Below are 17533 nucleotides of genomic sequence, written 5' to 3'. Positions count from 1 at the left end.
AGGTTCCGTATAAACCCATGCCAATTCCGAGTTGGACGGGTATCCACGGTCCGGCCTACGGTGACAACAGCCCCGACCGAGGAGAACCGTGCCCAGCACCGACGACACCGCCGCCCGCCGTGATCCTTCCCGCCGCCCGGGCGTGCTGCAGGTGGGCCCGCTGAAGCCCTCTCTCGCCGAGACACTTCGCACCGAGTACGACGCCCGCAGGCTGCCCGAGGACGCGGGCGAACGTGAGCGGTTCCTCGGCGCCGAGGCGGCAGACGTCACCGTCGTGGTGACCTCGGGCCGCACCGGTGTGGACGCCGCACTGATGGCGGCGTTGCCACGCCTCGGCGCGGTGATCAACTTCGGCGTCGGCTACGACACCACCGACGTCGACGCCGCGGCCGAACGCGGTGTGCAGGTGAGCAATACGCCCGACGTGCTGACCGACTGCGTCGCCGACACGGCCGTCGGTTTGATGATCGACACGCTGCGCGGCTTCTCGGCCGCCGACCGCTACCTGCGCGACGGCCGCTGGCCGGTCGACGGCAACTACCCGCTCACCCGGCAGGTCAGCAACACCCGGGTGGGCATCCTCGGCATGGGCCGCATCGGCAGCGCGATCGCCAAGCGGCTCAGCGCATTCGGCTGCACCATCTCCTACCACAACCGCAACCGGGTCGAGGGCTCGCCGTACACCTACGCCGCGTCGCCCGTCGAACTCGCCGGCGCCGTCGACGTGCTGGTGGTGGCGGCGGCCGGCGGTTCGGGCACCCGACAGCTGGTCGGCCGCGACGTGCTCGACGCTCTGGGCGCCGACGGCTACCTGATCAACATCGCCCGTGGCAGCGTCGTCAACGAGGACGCCCTGGTCGAGGCCCTCACCCAGGGCCACCTGGCCGGTGCCGGTCTCGACGTGTTCACAGACGAGCCCCATGTGCCCGAGGCGCTCATCGCCCTCGAGAACGTGGTGCTGCTGCCGCACGTGGGAAGCGGCACCGTCGAGACGCGGGCCGCCATGGAGGCGCTGACGCTGCGCAACCTCGAGGCGTTCCTCGCCGACGGCACGCTCGTCACGCCGGTGCCGATGCCGGTGCCCGCCGCGGGCTGACTACATTCCCGCGGGCACCCAGTTGCCATGGAACCCCGCCGGCACCCGGTGCGGCAGCTTCACCCTGGCGACGTCCTCGAGGGTCTGCGCGTCCAGGATCGCCAGCTCGCTGCGGTCGGTCACCCGGTCGTAGAGGTACCCCATCAACACGCCGTCGTCCTCGTCGGCGTCCGCTGACGTCGGCTCGAACACGAACTCCCCTATAGACTTTCCCTCACCGAACGTCCGTACCCGGCTGTCGCCGCCGATCATGTCGTGCTTGAACAGCGTGCCCTCGGGCGCGGTGGCGTCGCCGACGGCGGGCGCATAGCCGTAGCGGTGCCGCTTGCCCACCAGCCGTTCGTCGATCCGCGGGAACTCCTGCGCGCGGTCGTCGATCCGGGACTCGCGCACCTTGCCGTCGGCGAGGTCGACAGTCCAGCGGTCGAGCGTGGGCGGTCCCTCGTTCGGCCCGAGATGGTCGGTGTCGAACATCTTCGGGTGGCGCACCACGTCGAGCACGATCGTGTCACCGTCCTCGTAGGCGTTCATCGGGTGGAACACGTAGCACGGCTCGACGTCGAACCACCGCACGTCGGCGCTGTCGCCGTCGCGCGGCATCACCCCGACCCGTGCGGGATAGCGCGGGTTCCACGAGTACGGGAAGCGCCGGTCGGCACCCATCGCCCCGACCTGCCGGGCGGCGATCGGATCGGGGATGCGGACGCGGCCGATCAACGCGGACAACAGGAGTCGGGCGGGCAGCCGCAGTCCGCGTGGCACCGTCATCTCCGCGGCCTGGCGGTTGTCGAACGTCACCGGCAGGTCGTAGAAGACCACGTACCGCTCGGTGAGTGAGAAGTCGTGCATCATCGGGCTCCCGTTCACCTCGACGTGGACGGTGCGGCGGGCCCGGCCGTCGACGCCGATCACCGAGTACCGCACGGTGTTCCCGCGATGCATGCTGTAGGTGACGGCGTGCAGTTCGCCGGTGTCGGGATCGCGCTTGGGATGCGCCGCGTACCCGCCGCGCAGAGTGCCGTCGAAGTCGCAGACGCCGACGGTGTCGAGTTCCTCGGTGAGTTCGTAGTTCGCGACGCCACCCTCGATCAGGGCGAGCGTCCTGCCGGCGTGCCCGATCACGTTGGTGTTCGCCCCGATCTCCGAGACGCCGGGGTTTCCGGTCGGCGGGGTGTCACCGAGCATCCGGGCCGCGTGCGGCCCGCGCACCCACCTGTTGCGGTACCACTCGGCCTTGCCGTCGCGCAGCCGGAGGCCGTGCACCATGCCGTCCCCGATGAACCAGTGGTAGAGCGCCGGGTCGATCTCCCCGATCGGGTTCGGCCCGTTGCGCAGGTACCGCCCGTCGAGATGGCCGGGGATCGTGCCCTGCACCTCGAGGTCGGTCAGCGTGAATTCCTCGTCGATCGGTGCGAGAGCGCCCTCGAGATAGCGGTTCCCCATGTTCATACCCCTATAACAGTGTTATTTCGTGGTCCGCCTATGTATAACACCGTTATGAGACGATGGCAATGATGAACGCCGACCCGAAACGCCAGATGGTCGAGGCAGGGATCCTGATCCTCGAGCGCGACGGCCTGCCCGCCCTGAGCGCCCGCCGCGTCGCGACCGAGACCGGCACGTCGACCATGGCGGTGTACACGCACTTCGAGGGCATGCCCGGGCTGATCGAGGCCATCGCCGCCGAGACGTTCGCCCGCTTCACCCGGGCGCTCACCGACATCGCGCAGACCGACGACCCGGTGGCCGACTTCTTCGTGATGGGAGTGCGCTACCGCGAATTCGCGCTCGCGCACCCGCAGCGCTACCAGATGATGTTCGGCACCTCGGCGCAGTCACTCAACCGCCACCACGCCGACCTCACCGTCACCGGGAATTCGAGCAACAGGCCGGATTTCGCGGTGTCGTTCGAGGCGCTGCTGACCGTGGTGCGCCGGATGATCGCGGCGGGCCGGATCCGCGACGACGGGGTGTCGGTGATCGCGGGGCGGCTGTGGAGCATCAGCCACGGCACGGTGCTGCTGGAGATGGCCGGCTTCTTCGGCCATGAAGACCACGGCCTTTCGCAGATCCTCGCCCCGCTCACCATCGACACACTCGTCGGACTCGGCGACGACCGCGAGCGCCTGGACCGGTCGCTGGCCGCGGCGATCGAGGCGATCTCCTAGTACCGCCGAAACCGGGCGGCCGAGTCGGTAGCGTCGACAGTGGTCGGGCATCGTGACGGGAGGCAACCATGAAGCGCTGCATCGCCGGAGGATCGGCCGCCCTGATGATGGCCGCAACGCTGCTCACCGCCGCTCCCCCGGCCGCCGCCGGTTGCCTGTACGGCGGACCCGTCCTGAGTAAGTGCGACGGACCCGTGCAGCCCGACGGCACCTGGCAGCGCTGCGTGGCGGTCGCCCAGTGGGTTCCCAGCGGCCTCAGTTCCCACCTGGTGCCCGTCAAGCACTGCAATCCGATGGGTCCCGGTCAGCCCGCCCGCGATCTCAACTTCGCCGACCCGCCTGCGCGCATCGCGCCCTGAGCCGTTCCCGGCTACGCCGTCGACCAGGTCTCCAGCAGGTCATCGGTGGTCCATTCGCGTTGCGGCAGGACATCTTTGAGCAGCCGCAGCAGCGCGGGGTTGGAGCTGTCACCGCGCCACACCGCGTCGAGCTCCACGGGTCGCTCCCGGAACGCGCCGATCGACCGGAACACCACGCCCTCCGGATGCAGCGTCGCCGCCGACGCGGGCACCAGCGCGATCCCGATGCCGGAACGCACCAGCACCAGCATCGTGTGCACCTGCGTCACGTATTGCACGTACCGCGGCGTCGCGCCCGCGATGGTGAAGGTGCTGATCAGCAGCTCGTTGAAGTACCTGGCCTGCACCGGCGAGTACATCACCACGTCCTGGCCGTCGAGGTCGTTGAGGGTGAGCTGACGGCCCAGGCCGACGAGGTCGTGGCCGCTGGGCAGCGCGGCGACCAGCTGCTCGTGCAGTAGCGGCCGCGACACCAGGCCGGGCCGTTTCAGCGGCGGCCGCGCCATGCCCAGGTCGAGCTCGCCGGTCATCAAGCCCTCGACCTGTGCAGCGGTGACCATCTCCCGCAGGTCGAGCTTCACGTCCGGCAGTCGCTCCCTGGTGCGGTCCAGCAGCCGCGGCAGCACCGCGTGCGCCGACGCGGCGGTGAAGCCGACCACGACGGTGCCGAGATCGCCTGCGGGGATGCGCTTCACGGTCTGCGCGGCGCCCTCGGCCAGCTGAAGGATGCGGCGGGCGTCGGGCAGGAACGCGACACCGGCGGGGGTCAGGGTCACCGACCGCGTGGTGCGGTCGATGAGGTGGACGCCGAGCTCGCTCTCCAGCTGCTGGATCTGCCTGCTCAGCGGCGGCTGGGTCATGTGCAGCCGTTCCGCGGCACGGCCGAAGTGCAGTTCCTCGGCCACCGCGATGAAGCACGACAACCGCGCGAGCGAGAACACCGATGCACTCCTTGTATCACCGCCGCCGCCATGGAGGCGTCAGTGCATCAGCGTAGACCCGCGAGGGTCACCAGCGCGGGCTGCCCACCCGGAACGTCGGATCGATGCTGCGCATGTAGCCGGTGTCGTCACGATCCCGGATGCCGCAGCGCAGGTACTGCTCGTGCAGGGCGGCGAGGCTGTCCTCGTCGATCCGGACGCCGAGGCCGGGTGTGGTGGGAACCGGCACCGCGCCGTCGACGAATCGCAGCACGCCGGGCTCGACGACGTCCTCGGTCTTCCACGGCCAGTGCGTGTCGCACGCGTAGGTGAGGTTCGGTGTCGCGGCTGCCAGCTGCACCATGGCCGCGAGGCTGATACCGAGGTGCGAGTTCGAGTGCATGGACAGCCCGAGTCCGAAGGTGTCGCAGATGCCGGCGAGCAGCCGCGACCGCTGCAGGCCACCCCAGTAGTGGTGATCGGAGAGCACAACGCCGACAGACTGTTTCGCCACCGCGGGCGCCAGCTGGTCGAACGCCACCACGCACATGTTGGTGGCCAGCGGCATCGGCGACTGCCGCGCGACGTCGGCCATGCCGTCCAGGCCGGGCGTGGGGTCCTCGAGGTACTCCAGCACGCCGGCCAGCCCCGTCGCGACCTTCACCGACGTCTCGGGCGTCCACGCCGCGTTCGGGTCGAGCCGCAGCGGATGGTCCGGGAAGGCCACCCGCAACGCCTCGATGGCGGCCATCTCCTCCTCGGGTGGCCGCACGCCACCCTTTTGCTTGATGGCGGTGAAGCCGTACTCGGCGATCATCCGCTGCGCCTGCGCCACCAGCTGATCCGGATACAGCGCCTCGCCCCAGCCGTCGGGCTCGCCGCCGGGATGGGCCGCCCACTTGTAGAACAGGTAGGCCGAGAACGGCACGGCGTCGCGCACCGCCCCGCCGAGCAGGTCCGAGACCGGCCGGCCCGTGGCATGGCCCTGCACGTCGAGGCAGGCCACCTCGAAAGGCGAGAGCACCTGGTCGACCGCACTGGCCGAGGTGATCATCCCCGCCGTGCCCACCGCGGCGTCGTCACCGTGCAACCGGTCGGCGATCGCAGCGCGAATGGCGTTGACCGCGAACACGTCCTGCCCGACGATGGCGTCCGCCGCAGCGGTCAGCCGCTCCAGATGCTTCGTGTCGGCGTACGTCTCGCCCAACCCGGTCAGGCCGGCATCGGTGTCCAGCTGGACGATCGCCCGCAGCGCATAGGGCTGGTGCACACCGACGGTGTTCAGCAGCGGCGGGTCGGCGAAGGCGACCGGGGTGATGCGTGCGCGGGTGATCCGGATCGGGCGGCCCGACATCAGCGCACCGAGGGTGCGGCCAGCGCCTCGGCCAGTACCGCGCGGCCCGCGGCGATGATGGTGCGGAGCTCCTCGACGTCCTCGGGGGCGGCGTCGATCAGCGGCGGCCGCACCGGTCCGGCGTCGAGACCCTCGAGGGCGACGCCGGCCTTGATCAGCGCGACGGGGTAACCGGGCACCTTGTCGCGCAACCGCACCAGCGGGTGGAAGAACGCGCGCGACAGCGCCTCGCTGAGTTGCTCGTTGCCCGTCTCGAGTGCCTGGTAGAAGGCGAGCGCCAGGTCGGGCGCGAACGCGAAGGTGGCCGACGAGTACAGCGTCACGCCGATGGCGCGGAACGCCTGCTGCGAGACCTCCGCGGTAGGCAGGCCGTTGAAGAACTGGAACGGCTTGCCCGACGGCGCCAGCGCATCGTAGACGGCGCGCACGATGCGGCCGACACGGTCGAAATCGCCGGTGCCGTCCTTGAATCCGACGACGTTCGGGATCTGCGCGACCTCGACGGCAGAGGCCTCGGTGTACCGGGCGTTGTTGCGGTTGTACACGATCAGCGGCAGGTCGGTGACCGCGGCGACGGCGCGGGTGTAGGCCACCAGCCCGGCCTGCGGCATCTCCACCAGGTAGGGCGGCAGCAGCAGCAGTCCGTCGGCGCCGGCCTCCGCGGCGGCCCTGGCGAACGACTTGGCCTGCGCGAGTGAGCCGCCGGCACCGGCGTACACCGGCACCCGGCCGCCGACCACGTCCACCGTGGTGCGAACCACCGTGCGCACCTCGTCGGTGTCGAGCGCATGGAATTCGCCGGTGCCGCAGGCGGCGAAGACGCCACCGGGCCCGGCGTCGACGCCGGTCGCGATGTGCTGCGCCAAGCGCTCGGTGTCCACCTCGCCTGCCGCGGTGAACGGGGTGACGGGGAAGAACAGGACGCCGTCAAGCATGGGTTGCTCCTAGATCGATCGTGAGGGGGTCAGTCGCGGGTGAGTTCGCCGTCGATGCGGCGCCAGAGCCGGTCGGGGTTACCGTCGGCGATCGCATTGGGAAGCAACGACTTCGGTGCGTTCTGATAGCAGACCGGGCGCAGGAAGCGCTCGATCGCCCGGGATCCCACCGAGGTGGTCCGGGAGTCCGAGGTGGCAGGGAACGGTCCGCCGTGCACCATCGCGTGGCCGACATCGACGCCGGTGGGCCAGCCGTTGAACAGGATCCGGCCGACCTTCAGCTCGAGCGTGGGCAGCAGTGCGCCCGCCTGCTCGACGTCGGAGTCGTCGGCCTGCACCGTCGCGGTCAGCTGGCCCTCGATTCCGGCGGCGACGCGCTGCATCTCGACGATGTCGGCACACCGGACGATGAGCCCCGAGGCGCCGAACACCTCCGCCTGCAACGCCTCCGAGCCCAGCAGGCTGGCGGCGTCGGTGGAGAACAGCGCCGAACGACAGGACACGCTCGGTGCGTTGTCCGCCGACCCGCGGGCGATCAGGTCGGCCTCGGCGGCCAGCGCGTCGACGCCCTGGCGGTACGTATCGGCGATCCGCGGCGTGAGCATCGCGGCGGGCGCGCTCGCGCTGAGGGCGTCACGGGCGGCGGCGATGAACGTGTCGAGGTCGGGTCCGTCGATCGCGATGACCAGTCCCGGATTGGTGCAGAACTGACCGGCGCCCAGAGTGAGCGAACCGACGTACTCGCGGCCGAGGTCGGCGGCGCGGGTCGCCAGCGCGCCCTCGAGCAGGAACACCGGGTTGATCGAGCTCATCTCGGCGTAGACCGGGATGGGTTCGGGCCGGGCTGCGGCGGCGGCCACCAGGGCCAGGCCGCCGGTGCGGGAGCCGGTGAAGCCGACGGCCTTGACGCGCGGGTCTTTGACGAGTGCACCGCCCAGTTCGGGGCCGTCGCCGAACAGCAGCGAGAAGGTGCCCGGCGGGAAGCCGGCGTCGGCGACGGCGGCGGTGATCGCCCGGCCGACCAGTTCGGAGGTGCCGGGGTGGGCGTCGTGGCCCTTGACCACGACGGGGCAGCCGGCGGCCAGAGCCGACGCGGTGTCGCCGCCGGCGACGGAGAAGGCCAGCGGGAAGTTGCTCGCGCCGAACACGGCCACGGGTCCGAGGGGGACGAAGCGCTGGCGGATGTCGGGGCGCGGCACCGCTCGGTCGGGCAGGGGCGGGTCGATGCGGGCGCCGTTCCAGCTGCCCTCGCGGACCACCGCGGCGAACAGCCGTAGCTGGCCGGTGGTGCGGCCGACCTCGCCGGTGAGCCGCGCCTCGGGCAGCCCGGATTCGGCGTGCGCCCGCGCCACGAGGGTGTCCTTGACGGCTTCGATGCGCTCGGCGATCGCCTCCAGGAACTGGGCCCGCTTCTCGGCGGGGGCGCTGCGGTACTCGGCGAAGGCGTCGGCGGCCGCGGCGCAGGCGGCGTCGACGTGCGACGCGTCGCCGTAGCGGTAGGCCGGCTCGAGCTCGGCGCCGGTGTTGGGATCGAAGCCGCGAATCTCGGCGCCGGAGCCGTCCACCGCTTGCCCCGCGATCAGCAGCTGGCCGGTGAGTTCACCAGACGTCACTGTGGATGTCATGCACCCACGGTAGAACGCGGATAAATGCTTGTCTAAGTCCGTTTCAGGGTCGATTCATACCGGCATTGAATCGGGGGTGGCGTGTGTGCTCGCTATCTCGCGGGCAGCGCGCCGCTTATTGCACCCAGGGTCGTTGCGCGGGCGAGATCACGACCCAGGACGCAAGAATGACGACACGGCGCGACGGCTACGACGCCCTTAGCTCGTCGCGCGCGGCGAGACGGCGCAGCACGTCACGCCCGACGGCCCGGACGTCCTGATCCGCCGACGCCGCGATGAGCGTGACGCCGTCCGCCACGCCGGCGGTCTCGATGTCGGCCACCAGCCCGGCCAGCCCGTCGACGGTGCCTGCGTACTGCAGCGTCGTCGCGGCCTCGGCGGGTTGCAGCGCGCCGCGCGCGGCCCGGTAGTCGGCGGCCACCGCGACGGTGACGTCGAGGATCACCGCGACATCCGCACGGTCGGCCCTGATCCGGGTCCTGGCGCGACGCGCCTGCTGCAGATCGGTCGCGGCCACACGCACGGCCCCCTGCTCGCCGGTCGTCAGTTCCTGCCAGTCGCCGTCTGCCACATAAAGCCGCACGGCAGCCAACCTACGAGCAGCCGACCCCCGCGTCGAGGCTTGCGCTCAGCGCGAATCGAAGCTCTTCGACCCGCTGTCGCCGGAGTTGTCGCCCGAGGTGTCGGTCGCGGGCTCGTCCGTGGTGACGAGCTTCGAATCCTGCATCCCCTCGACCTCTTCGGGACTCTTGCCCCGCGTCTTGTAGAGGCTGGCGACCGTCGTGATGATCAGCGTCACGATGATGACACCCAGGCTGAGCAGCGTCGGGATCTCCGGCACGGGCACGTGCTCGCCGCCGTTGATGAACGGCAGCTCGTTCTCGTGCAGGGCGTGCAGGACGAGCTTCACGCCGATGAAGGCCAGGATGAACGCGAGGCCGTAGGACAGGTACACCAGGCGCTTGACCAGGCCGCCGAGCAGGAAGTACAGCTGCCGCAGACCCATCAGGGCGAACACGTTGGCGGTGAACACCAGGTAGGGCTCCTGGGTCAGGCCGTAGATCGCCGGGATCGAGTCGAGCGCGAAGATGAGGTCGGTGGTGCCCAGCGAGACGATAACCAGGAACATCGGCGTCATCAGCCGCTTGCCGTCCTCCTTGACCCACAGCTTGAGACCGTCCCACTTGTCGGTGAGGGTCAGGTGGTTGCGCGCGAACTTCACCACGGCGTTGTCGCCGTCGTCCTCGTGGTCGGAGTCACGGGCCAGTTGCACCGCCGTGTACACCAGGAACGCACCGAAGATGTAGAACACCCACGAGAAGTTGTTGATGGCCACCGCGCCGAGGGCGATGAAGATGCCGCGGAAGATCAGCGCCAGGATGATGCCCACCATCAGCGCTTCCTGCTGGTACTTCTTCGGCACGTTGAAGCTGGCCATGATGATCAGGAAGATGAACAGGTTGTCCACCGAGAGGCTGTACTCGGTCAGCCAGCCCGCGAAGAACTCGATCCCGAAGTCACCACCGTGGAAGAACCACACCCACACCCCGAAGACCACAGCCAGCGAGACATAGACCGACAGCGCGATCGAGCATTCCTTCATGCTCGGCTCGTGCGGGTTGCGGGCAATGGCCACCACGTCGAACAGCAGCACCGCCACCGTCACGGCGATGGTGATGCCCCACTCCAGGGCGGAAACGTTCACTCGACATACCTCCGGTCGTCCAATACGCCGGAGGTCTCTTCCGCCACCACGCATGACACGCGGGGCCCGCAGCACCGGTCGGCCGATGACGGCCGACGTAATGACGACACCGCGGCGAAGGAATACTCCCCTCCGGAACCGATTGTGCCTGGCCGAGACGGTCGTGGCTAATCGGGGTCCTGCCGGTCGATCGCTGTCGCGATCCAAGGGGGGATACCCCGCAACGCGCAATAGTCATCACACGCCGCCGCGCCGCCGACCGGCGGCGGCCGCGCTGAGTAGTTTGTACCCGTGACAGCAGCGGACCCGGGGCACGAAATACCCGCTCAATATGCGTTGTCGCCGTTCGCTCCGGAACCGCGCACGCTCATCGACATCCTGCACGAGACGGCGGGCCGGTTCCCGGACTCGCCTGCGCTCGACGACGGCACCGTGCAGCTCACGTACGCCGAGCTGGTCGCGGACATCGAGGAGAGCGTCGCGTGGCTGGCGGCCCGAGGGATCGGCCGCGGTGACCGGATCGGCATCCGGATGCCGTCGGGCAGCTATGCGCTGTACGTGGCGATCCTCGCGACGCTGGCCACCGGCGCCGCCTACGTGCCGGTCGACGCCGACGATCCCGACGAGCGCGCCGCCCTGGTGTTCGGCGAGGCCGGGGTGGTGGCCGTGATCACCGAGAAGGGACTGGTGCGCGCCACCGGCTCGTCGCGGGGGTGGCGCGCGGCCGCCCCGCTGAGCCGCGACGACGCCTGGATCATCTTCACCTCCGGATCGACCGGCACACCGAAGGGTGTCGCGGTCACCCACCGCAACGCGGCGGCGTTCGTCGACGCCGAGGCGCGGATGTTCCTGCAGGACAATCCGCTCGGGCCCGGTGATCGGGTGCTGGCCGGGCTGTCGGTGGCGTTCGACGCGTCGTGCGAGGAGATGTGGCTGGCCTGGCGGCACGGCGCGTGCCTGGTGCCCGCCCCGCGGTCGCTGGTGCGCAGCGGCATGGACCTCGGCCCGTGGCTGGTGTCGCGGGACATCACGGTGGTGTCGACGGTGCCGACGCTCGCCGCGCTGTGGCCGGCCGAGGCGCTGGAGGCGGTGCGGCTGCTGATCTTCGGCGGCGAGGCGTGCCCGCCGGAGCTCGCCGAGCGGCTGGCGGTCGACGGCCGCGAGGTGTGGAACACCTACGGTCCGACCGAGGCGACGGTCGTCGCGTGCGCCGCGAAGCTCGACGGGAGGAGCCCGGTCAGCATCGGGCTGCCGCTGGCCGGCTGGGATCTCGCCGTCGTGGACAAGAACGGTGTCCCGGTCACCGACGGGGAGATCGGCGAGCTGGTGATCGGCGGCGTCGGCCTGGCCCGCTACCTCGATCCGGACAAGGACGCCGAGAAGTACGCGCCGATGTCGACGCTCGGCTGGTCGCGGGCGTACCGCAGTGGCGACCTGGTGCGGCTGCAAGCCGACGGCCTCTACTTCGTCGGCCGGGCCGACGACCAGGTCAAGGTCGGTGGGCGCCGCATCGAACTCGGTGAGGTGGACTCGGCGCTGGTCAACCTGCCCGGTGTGAGCGGCGGCGCGGCGGCCGTCCGCAGGACCACCAGCGGCACTCCCCTGCTGGTCGGCTACATCGCGAGCGCCGACCCCGCCTTCGACGTCTTGGCGGCCCGCGCCGCGCTGGCCGAGTCGCTGCCCGCGGCGCTGGTACCCCGCCTGGTGCTGCTCGACGAGCTGCCCACCCGCACGTCGGGCAAGGTCGACCGCGACGCCCTGCCGTGGCCACCGCCCGGTGAGCCCGCAGACGTCGCGACGGAGCTGGGCGGCACCACCGGATGGCTGGCCGGACTGTGGCGCGACGTGCTCGGCGCACCGGTGGACGGGCCGGAGGCCGACTTCTTCGCCCTCGGTGGCGGGTCGCTGTCGGCGGCGCAGCTGGTGGCCGCGCTGCGGCAGCGCTACCCGCACGTCACCGTCGCCGATCTGTACGACCATCCGCGGCTCGGGTCGCTGGCCGGCTACCTCGACGAGCTCGCCCCGCCGCCTGCCGTCGTCACCCGCGATGTCACGCCGACACCCCGGCTGACGCAGCTGGTGCAGGTGGCGCTGTCGCTGCCGCTGGCCACGCTGACCGGGTTGCAGTGGGTGGTGTGGCTGGCCCTGGTCAACAATGTCGCCGCCGCGTCGGACCTGGTGCCGTGGGCGACGCCGGTGAACTGGTGGTGGGTGCTGGCCGGCTTCGTGCTGTTCGTGTCCCCGCCGGGACGGATGGGCATCGCGGTGCTGTGCGCGCGGATGCTGGTCGGCAGCCTCGAACCGGGCACCTACCGTCGCGGCGGACCGGTGCACATGCGGGTGTGGCTGGCCGAGCGGCTCGCCGAGGCCGGCGGCGCGGAGAATCTTGCCGGCGCGCCGTGGCTGGTCTACTACGCCCGCGCCCTCGGCAACACCGTCGGCAAGGGCGTCGACCTGCACTCCTCGCCGCCGGTGACGGGGATGCTGCGCCTCGGCCACCGCTGTTCGATCGAGCCGGAGGTCGACCTGTCCGGCCACTGGGTGGACGGCGACCACTTCCACGTCGGCCGGATCACCGTCGGCAACGACGCCACGATCGGCGCCCGCACCACCCTGCTGCCGGGCGCCGTGGTGGGCAAGAACGCCGACGTCGCCCCCGGATCCGCGGTGGTCGGCAAGGTGAAGAACGGCCAGTACTGGAAGGGTTCGCCCGCGGTGAAGTCGGGCAAGGCCCGCCACCCCTGGCCCGATCACCGGCCGCGCCGCGCGCCGCTGTGGGTGGCGATCTACGGCGTGACGTCCATGCTGCTCGGCGCGCTGCCGCTGGCCGCACTCACGGTGGGCCTCGCTGTGCTGGGTTGGGCGGTGCGACACACCGATTCGTTGGGGGATGCGTTCCCGGTGGCGGCGCTGTGGACGCCGGTGGCGATGCTCGCCGCCCTGGTCGTCTACGCCGCGCTGACGGTCGCCGGGGTGCGGCTGCTGTCGCTGGGTCTGCGCGAGGGTTACCACCCGGTGCGCAGCCGCACCGGCTGGCAGGTGTGGGCCACCGAGCGGCTGATGGACGCCGCCCGCACCTACCTGTTCCCGCTCTACGCCAGCCTGCTGACGCCGTCGTGGCTGCGCATCCTCGGCGCGAAGGTGGGCCGCGGCACCGAGATCTCGACGGCGCTGTTCACGCCGAAGTTCACCGAGGTGCAGGACGGCGCGTTCCTCGCCGACGACACCATGGTGGCGTCCTACGAACTCGGCGGCGGCTGGATCCACGTCGCGAAGGCGACCATCGGCAAGCGGGCGTTCCTCGGGAACTCCGGGATCACCCAGCCCGGCCGCAAGGTCCCCGACGACGGGCTGGTGGCGGTGCTGTCGGCCACCCCGCATAAGGCCAAGGCGGGCTCGTCGTGGCTGGGCAGTCCGCCGGTGCGGTTGCGGCGCAAGCCGACTGCGGCCGACGCGCTCCGGACGTTCGACCCGCCGCTGAAGCTGAAGCTGATGCGGGCGGCGGTGGAGACCTGCCGGCTGATCCCGGTTCTGGTGTCGTTCTCGATCGGCGTGGCGGTGCTCTTCGCGCTGCAGGCGCTGGCGATCCGGTTCGGCCATTTGTGGACCGCGCTGGCCTCCGGCGTGGTGCTGCTGGTCGCGGGCGCGGTGGCCGGGGCGATCGCGGTGATCGCGAAATGGCTTGTGGTGGGCCGGATCACAGCCATCGAACATCCGTTGTGGTCGTCGTTCGTGTGGCGCAACGAGGTGGCCGACACGTTCGTGGAGACGGTGGCGGCGCCGTGGTTCGCGCGGGCGGCCAGCGGGACACCGGTGATGAACCTGTGGCTGCGCGGTCTCGGTGCGACGATCGGCCGCGGCGTGTGGTGCGAGACGTACTGGCTGCCGGAGGCCGACCTGGTGACGCTGGCCGACGGCGCGACGGTGAATCGCGGCTGTGTGGTGCAGACGCACCTGTTCCACGACCGCATCATGCGGATGGACACCGTCGTGCTGGAGCGGGGTGCGACGCTGGGCACCCACTGCGTGGCGCTGCCCGCGGCCCGGCTGGGCGCCGGGTCGACGGTGGGCCCCGGCTCACTGGTGATGCGCGGCGACGAGGTGCCTGCGTCGAGCCGCTGGCAGGGCAATCCCATTGCACCGTGGATTCTTTCGCGCAAGAAGCGCCGGGACGCGACCGACAGCCGACAGGACAGCGCCGCGTGACGCGTGCGAAGAAGGCCGCCAAGAAGTCGTCGGCGCCGGTGATCGACCCGTACCTGCCGCGCAACGGCAACTTCGGCTACCGGGTGTCGCGCTACGAACTCGACCTGGAGTACAAGGTCGCGATCAACCGGCTGTCCGGCACGGTGACCATCACCGCGGTGACGCTCGCGGCGCTGCGCGACTTCACCCTCGACCTGTCCGACGCGCTGTCGGTGAGCAAGGTGTCGGTCAACGGGAAGCGACCGGCGCAGTTCGGCAGTGCGCACGGGAAGTTGCGCATCGTGCTGTCGGCGGTGCTGCCCGCGGGCGCGGCGATGACCGTGGAGATCCGCTACGGCGGCAACCCCCGGCCGATCCGGTCCCATTGGGGGGACGTCGGTTTCGAGGAGCTGTCCAACGGCGCACTGGTCGCCGGGCAGCCCAACGGCGCGGCGTCGTGGTTCCCGTGCGACGACCATCCCGCCGCCAAGGCCAGCTACCGCATCCAGGTCAGCGCCGACAGCCCCTACCGGGTGCTGGCCAACGGCGAGCTGGTGTCCCGGCGCACCCGCGCCGCGCACACGGTGTGGACCTACGAGCTGGCCGAGCCGACGTCGACCTACCTCGTGACGCTGCAGATCGGGATGTACGAGCGGCACCGGCTGGCCAAGTCGCCGGTGCCCATCCACGCCGCGCTGCCGCCGCGGCTGCGCCACCACTTCGACCACGACTTCCACCATCAGCCGCAGATGATGAAGCTGTTCGTGAAGTTGTTCGGCCCGTATCCGTTGTCGTCGGGCTACACGGTGGTGGTCACCGACGACGACCTCGAGATTCCGCTCGAGGCGCAGGGCATGTCGATCTTCGGCGCCAATCACTGTGACGGGCACCGAAATTCCGAACGGCTAATCGCCCATGAGCTGGCCCACCAGTGGTTCGGCAACTCGGTGACCGTACGGCGGTGGCGCGACATCTGGCTGCACGAGGGGTTCGCCTGCTATGCGGAGTGGTTGTGGTCGGAGAACTCCGGCGGCCGTTCGGCCGACGAGTGGGCCCGGCACTACCACCACCGGCTGGCGGATTCGCCGGAGAACCTGCTGCTGGCCGACCCCGGCCCGCGCGACATGTTCGACGACCGGGTCTACAAGCGCGGCGCGCTGACCCTGCACGTGCTGCGCCGCCATCTCGGCGACGACGACTTCTTCGCCCTGCTGCGGGACTGGACGGCCCGGCACCGCCACAGCACCGCCTTCACCGACGACTTCACCGGCCTGGCCGCGAATTACGCGCGGGACTCGCTGCGGCCGCTGTGGGACGCGTGGCTGTACTCCAAGGACCTGCCGAAGCTGTGACCGACGTCGGCGGGGCGCCCGCGACCGGGCCCGTCACCCGGGGCAGCGTGGCCCGGGTCGGGGTGGCGACGGCGCTGACCGCCCTGTGCGGCTACACCGTGCTGTACCTGGCCGCGCGTGCGCTCGAACCCGAGGGCTTCTCGGTGTTCGGGGTGTTCTGGGGCGCGTTCGGACTGGTGACCGGCGCGGCGAACGGCCTGCTGCAGGAGGCCACCCGGGAGGTCCGCTCGTCGCGGCACCTCGAGGTCACGACCGGTGCGCGCACACCGCCGATGCGGGTGGCCGCGATGGTGGGGGTGGTGACGGCGCTGCTGATCGCAGGCAGTTCGCCGTTGTGGTCGGGGCACGTGTTCGTCGAGTCGGGCGGGCTGAGCGTCGTGCTGCTCAGCGTCGGCCTTGCCGGATTCTGCCTACACGCAACGCTGCTCGGGATGCTCGCCGGGGTGAACCGCTGGACGCAGTACGGGTCGCTGATGGTGACCGACGCCGTCATCCGGGTTGTGGTTGCGGTGGCGACGTTCGTGCTCGGCTGGGGCCTGGTCGGATTCCTGTGGGCGACGGTGGCCGGCGCGGTGGCGTGGCTGATCATGCTGGCGGCGTCGCCGTCCACCCGGGCGGCGGCCCGGCTGCTCACCCCCGGTGGAATCGTGACTTTCCTTCGGGGTGCGGCACATTCGGTGACGGCCGCCGGCGCGAGCGCGATCCTGGTGATGGGTTTCCCGGTCCTGCTGAAGGCCACCTCGGAGGACCTCGGCGCGGCGGGTGGCGTGGTGATCCTCGCGGTGACGCTGACGCGGGCGCCGCTGCTGGTGCCACTGACGGCCATGCAGGGCAATCTGATCGCCCACTTCGTCGATCAGCAGGACCGGCGACTGCGGGCCCTCGTCACACCCGCGGTCGCAGTTCTCGCGCTCGGCACGGTCGGCGTGATCGCCGCAGGCCTGCTGGGACCGTGGCTGCTGCAGAACGCATTCGGGGCGGAGTACCGGGCCGACGGGGCGCTGCTGGCGTGGCTCACCGCGGCGGCGGTGGCGATCGCGCTGCTCACGCTGACCGGTGCGGCCACTGTCGCGGCGGCACTGCACCGGGCGTACGCGGCGGGCTGGGTGGGCGCCACGGTCGCGTCGGTGCTGTTGCTGCTGCTGCCGCTGGACCTGGAGACCCGGACGGTGGTCGCGCTGCTGTGCGGTCCGGTGGTGGGCATCGCCGTCCACCTGGTGGCGCTGGCCCGTGCAGACGTCAGACCGGTGGCTGCGGACTGAGCAGGGCGGCCAGCAGCCGGATGCGTTGCGCCTCGATCTCTGGCTGCGGCAGCACCGGCCGCACCAGCGCCGCCCCGTCGAACGTGTTGGTGAGCATGGCCACCAGCGCGCCGAACATGTCGTGCGGGAAGTCGTCGGCGCCGGGCAGCGAGCGGGCGATGTCACCGATGTTGGTGGCGTACTCGGTGAGCACGTCGCGCAGGGTGGCCCGCAGCTTGTCGTCGGTGCGGGCGGCGACCAGCAGTTCGTACATCACCGTGTTGGTGTCGTTGCCGGTGACGTCGCGCAGGATCGTCAGCACGGCCTCGAGCGCGGGCTGGTCGGCGGGGATCTCGGCGACCTGCTTGGTGAACAGGTCGAGTTGGCGCCGCATCACCTCATAGGCCGTGGCCGCCATGAAGTCGCCCATGGTCGGGAAGTGCCGGAACAGGGCGCCGTCGGAGACCTGCGCCCGGCCGGCGATCACCTTGGCCGACGCCCGTGCGTAGCCGACCTCGATGATCGTCTCGATGCTGGCGTCGAGGAGCCGGCTGACGGTCTCCGCCCGCCGCTGCTGCTGCGTTCTGGCCATG

At 70.6% G+C, this 17533-nt stretch carries 14 protein-coding genes; 6 read left to right on the top strand and 8 right to left on the bottom strand.

The features are described from left to right. Window positions 1-88: 88 nt before the first annotated feature. The gene (locus tag H7I41_RS29330; protein ID WP_264016171.1) at window positions 89-1096 is read left to right on the top strand and encodes a 2-hydroxyacid dehydrogenase; all 1008 of its coding nucleotides are present in this window, start codon (window positions 89-91) and stop codon (window positions 1094-1096) included. Here the strand turns inward: H7I41_RS29330 and H7I41_RS29325 are convergent, their stop codons facing one another. Continuing rightward, window positions 1097-2539, bottom strand: coding sequence for a carotenoid oxygenase family protein (locus H7I41_RS29325; RefSeq protein WP_264016198.1), 1443 nt, complete (start codon window positions 2537-2539; stop codon window positions 1097-1099). It lies immediately after the preceding gene. A 71-nt stretch (window positions 2540-2610) separates the two neighbouring features. On the opposite strand from H7I41_RS29325, the gene H7I41_RS29320 reads away from it, so the two are divergent. Further along, window positions 2611-3264, top strand: coding sequence for a TetR/AcrR family transcriptional regulator (locus H7I41_RS29320; protein WP_264016170.1), 654 nt, complete (start codon window positions 2611-2613; stop codon window positions 3262-3264). 68 nt (window positions 3265-3332) lie between these two features. Beyond that, window positions 3333-3623: a CDGP domain-containing protein gene (locus H7I41_RS29315; RefSeq protein WP_264016169.1), complete on the top strand. Its 291-nt coding sequence runs from the start codon at window positions 3333-3335 to the stop codon at window positions 3621-3623. 11 nt (window positions 3624-3634) lie between these two features. Here the strand turns inward: H7I41_RS29315 and H7I41_RS29310 are convergent, their stop codons facing one another. From H7I41_RS29310 to H7I41_RS29285, 6 genes are all read right to left on the bottom strand, one after another. Next, on the bottom strand, window positions 3635-4564 hold the full coding sequence (locus H7I41_RS29310) for a LysR family transcriptional regulator (protein ID WP_264016168.1): 930 nt from the start codon (window positions 4562-4564) through the stop codon (window positions 3635-3637). Window positions 4565-4631: 67 nt separating this feature from the next. Further along, the gene (locus H7I41_RS29305; protein WP_264016167.1) at window positions 4632-5897 is read right to left on the bottom strand and encodes a glucarate dehydratase family protein; all 1266 of its coding nucleotides are present in this window, start codon (window positions 5895-5897) and stop codon (window positions 4632-4634) included. Continuing rightward, window positions 5897-6832, bottom strand: coding sequence for a 5-dehydro-4-deoxyglucarate dehydratase (locus H7I41_RS29300; protein WP_264016166.1), 936 nt, complete (start codon window positions 6830-6832; stop codon window positions 5897-5899). The genes H7I41_RS29305 and H7I41_RS29300 overlap by 1 nt, the downstream gene beginning before the upstream one ends. 29 nt (window positions 6833-6861) lie before the next feature. Beyond that, window positions 6862-8457, bottom strand: a complete 1596-nt coding sequence (locus tag H7I41_RS29295; RefSeq protein WP_264016165.1) for an aldehyde dehydrogenase (NADP(+)) — start codon at window positions 8455-8457, stop codon at window positions 6862-6864. A 187-nt stretch (window positions 8458-8644) separates the two neighbouring features. After that, window positions 8645-9040, bottom strand: a complete 396-nt coding sequence (locus H7I41_RS29290; RefSeq protein ID WP_372503823.1) for a hypothetical protein — start codon at window positions 9038-9040, stop codon at window positions 8645-8647. Window positions 9041-9085: 45 nt separating this feature from the next. After that, window positions 9086-10162: a TerC family protein gene (locus tag H7I41_RS29285; RefSeq protein ID WP_264016163.1), complete on the bottom strand. Its 1077-nt coding sequence runs from the start codon at window positions 10160-10162 to the stop codon at window positions 9086-9088. 291 nt (window positions 10163-10453) lie between these two features. Here H7I41_RS29285 and H7I41_RS29280 point away from each other — a divergent pair, with 291 nt between their 5' ends. From H7I41_RS29280 to H7I41_RS29270, 3 genes are read left to right on the top strand one after another with little or no spacing between them, the layout of a single operon-like run. Further along, window positions 10454-14368 carry a Pls/PosA family non-ribosomal peptide synthetase gene (locus H7I41_RS29280; RefSeq protein WP_264016162.1) on the top strand — a complete coding sequence of 1305 codons (3915 nt, stop codon included), beginning with the start codon at window positions 10454-10456 and terminating at the stop codon, window positions 14366-14368. Continuing rightward, window positions 14365-15699, top strand: coding sequence for a M1 family metallopeptidase (locus H7I41_RS29275; protein ID WP_264016161.1), 1335 nt, complete (start codon window positions 14365-14367; stop codon window positions 15697-15699). The genes H7I41_RS29280 and H7I41_RS29275 overlap by 4 nt, the downstream gene beginning before the upstream one ends. Beyond that, complete coding sequence (locus H7I41_RS29270) at window positions 15696-16961, top strand: hypothetical protein (protein WP_372503822.1); 1266 nt, start codon at window positions 15696-15698, stop codon at window positions 16959-16961. Before H7I41_RS29275 ends, H7I41_RS29270 begins: the two co-directional genes overlap by 4 nt. Here the strand turns inward: H7I41_RS29270 and H7I41_RS29265 are convergent. After that, window positions 16939-17532, bottom strand: coding sequence for a TetR/AcrR family transcriptional regulator (locus H7I41_RS29265; RefSeq protein WP_264016159.1), 594 nt, complete (start codon window positions 17530-17532; stop codon window positions 16939-16941). The two genes, H7I41_RS29270 and H7I41_RS29265, sit on opposite strands and share 23 nt — an antisense overlap. Window position 17533: the final 1 nt, after the last annotated feature.

This window comes from [Mycobacterium] manitobense (assembly GCF_025821665.1).
Lineage (GTDB): Bacteria > Actinomycetota > Actinomycetes > Mycobacteriales > Mycobacteriaceae > Mycobacterium > Mycobacterium arseniciresistens.
The sequence above is the reverse complement of the archived record's forward strand: the minus strand, read 5'-3'. Positions and strand labels throughout refer to the sequence as shown.

Bases quoted from the DNA above. Each gene is read 5' to 3' on its own strand.
- H7I41_RS29325 (WP_264016198.1), bottom strand. From the start codon at position 2,539: ATGGGGAACCGCTATCTCGAGGGCGCTCTCGCACCGATCGACGAGGAA.
- H7I41_RS29320 (WP_264016170.1), top strand. From the start codon at position 2,611: ATGAACGCCGACCCGAAACGCCAGATGGTCGAGGCAGGGATCCTGATC.
- H7I41_RS29315 (WP_264016169.1), top strand. From the start codon at position 3,333: ATGAAGCGCTGCATCGCCGGAGGATCGGCCGCCCTGATGATGGCCGCA.
- H7I41_RS29305 (WP_264016167.1), bottom strand. From the start codon at position 5,897: ATGTCGGGCCGCCCGATCCGGATCACCCGCGCACGCATCACCCCGGTC.
- H7I41_RS29300 (WP_264016166.1), bottom strand. From the start codon at position 6,832: ATGCTTGACGGCGTCCTGTTCTTCCCCGTCACCCCGTTCACCGCGGCA.
- H7I41_RS29295 (WP_264016165.1), bottom strand. From the start codon at position 8,457: ATGACATCCACAGTGACGTCTGGTGAACTCACCGGCCAGCTGCTGATC.
- H7I41_RS29265 (WP_264016159.1), bottom strand. From the start codon at position 17,532: ATGGCCAGAACGCAGCAGCAGCGGCGGGCGGAGACCGTCAGCCGGCTC.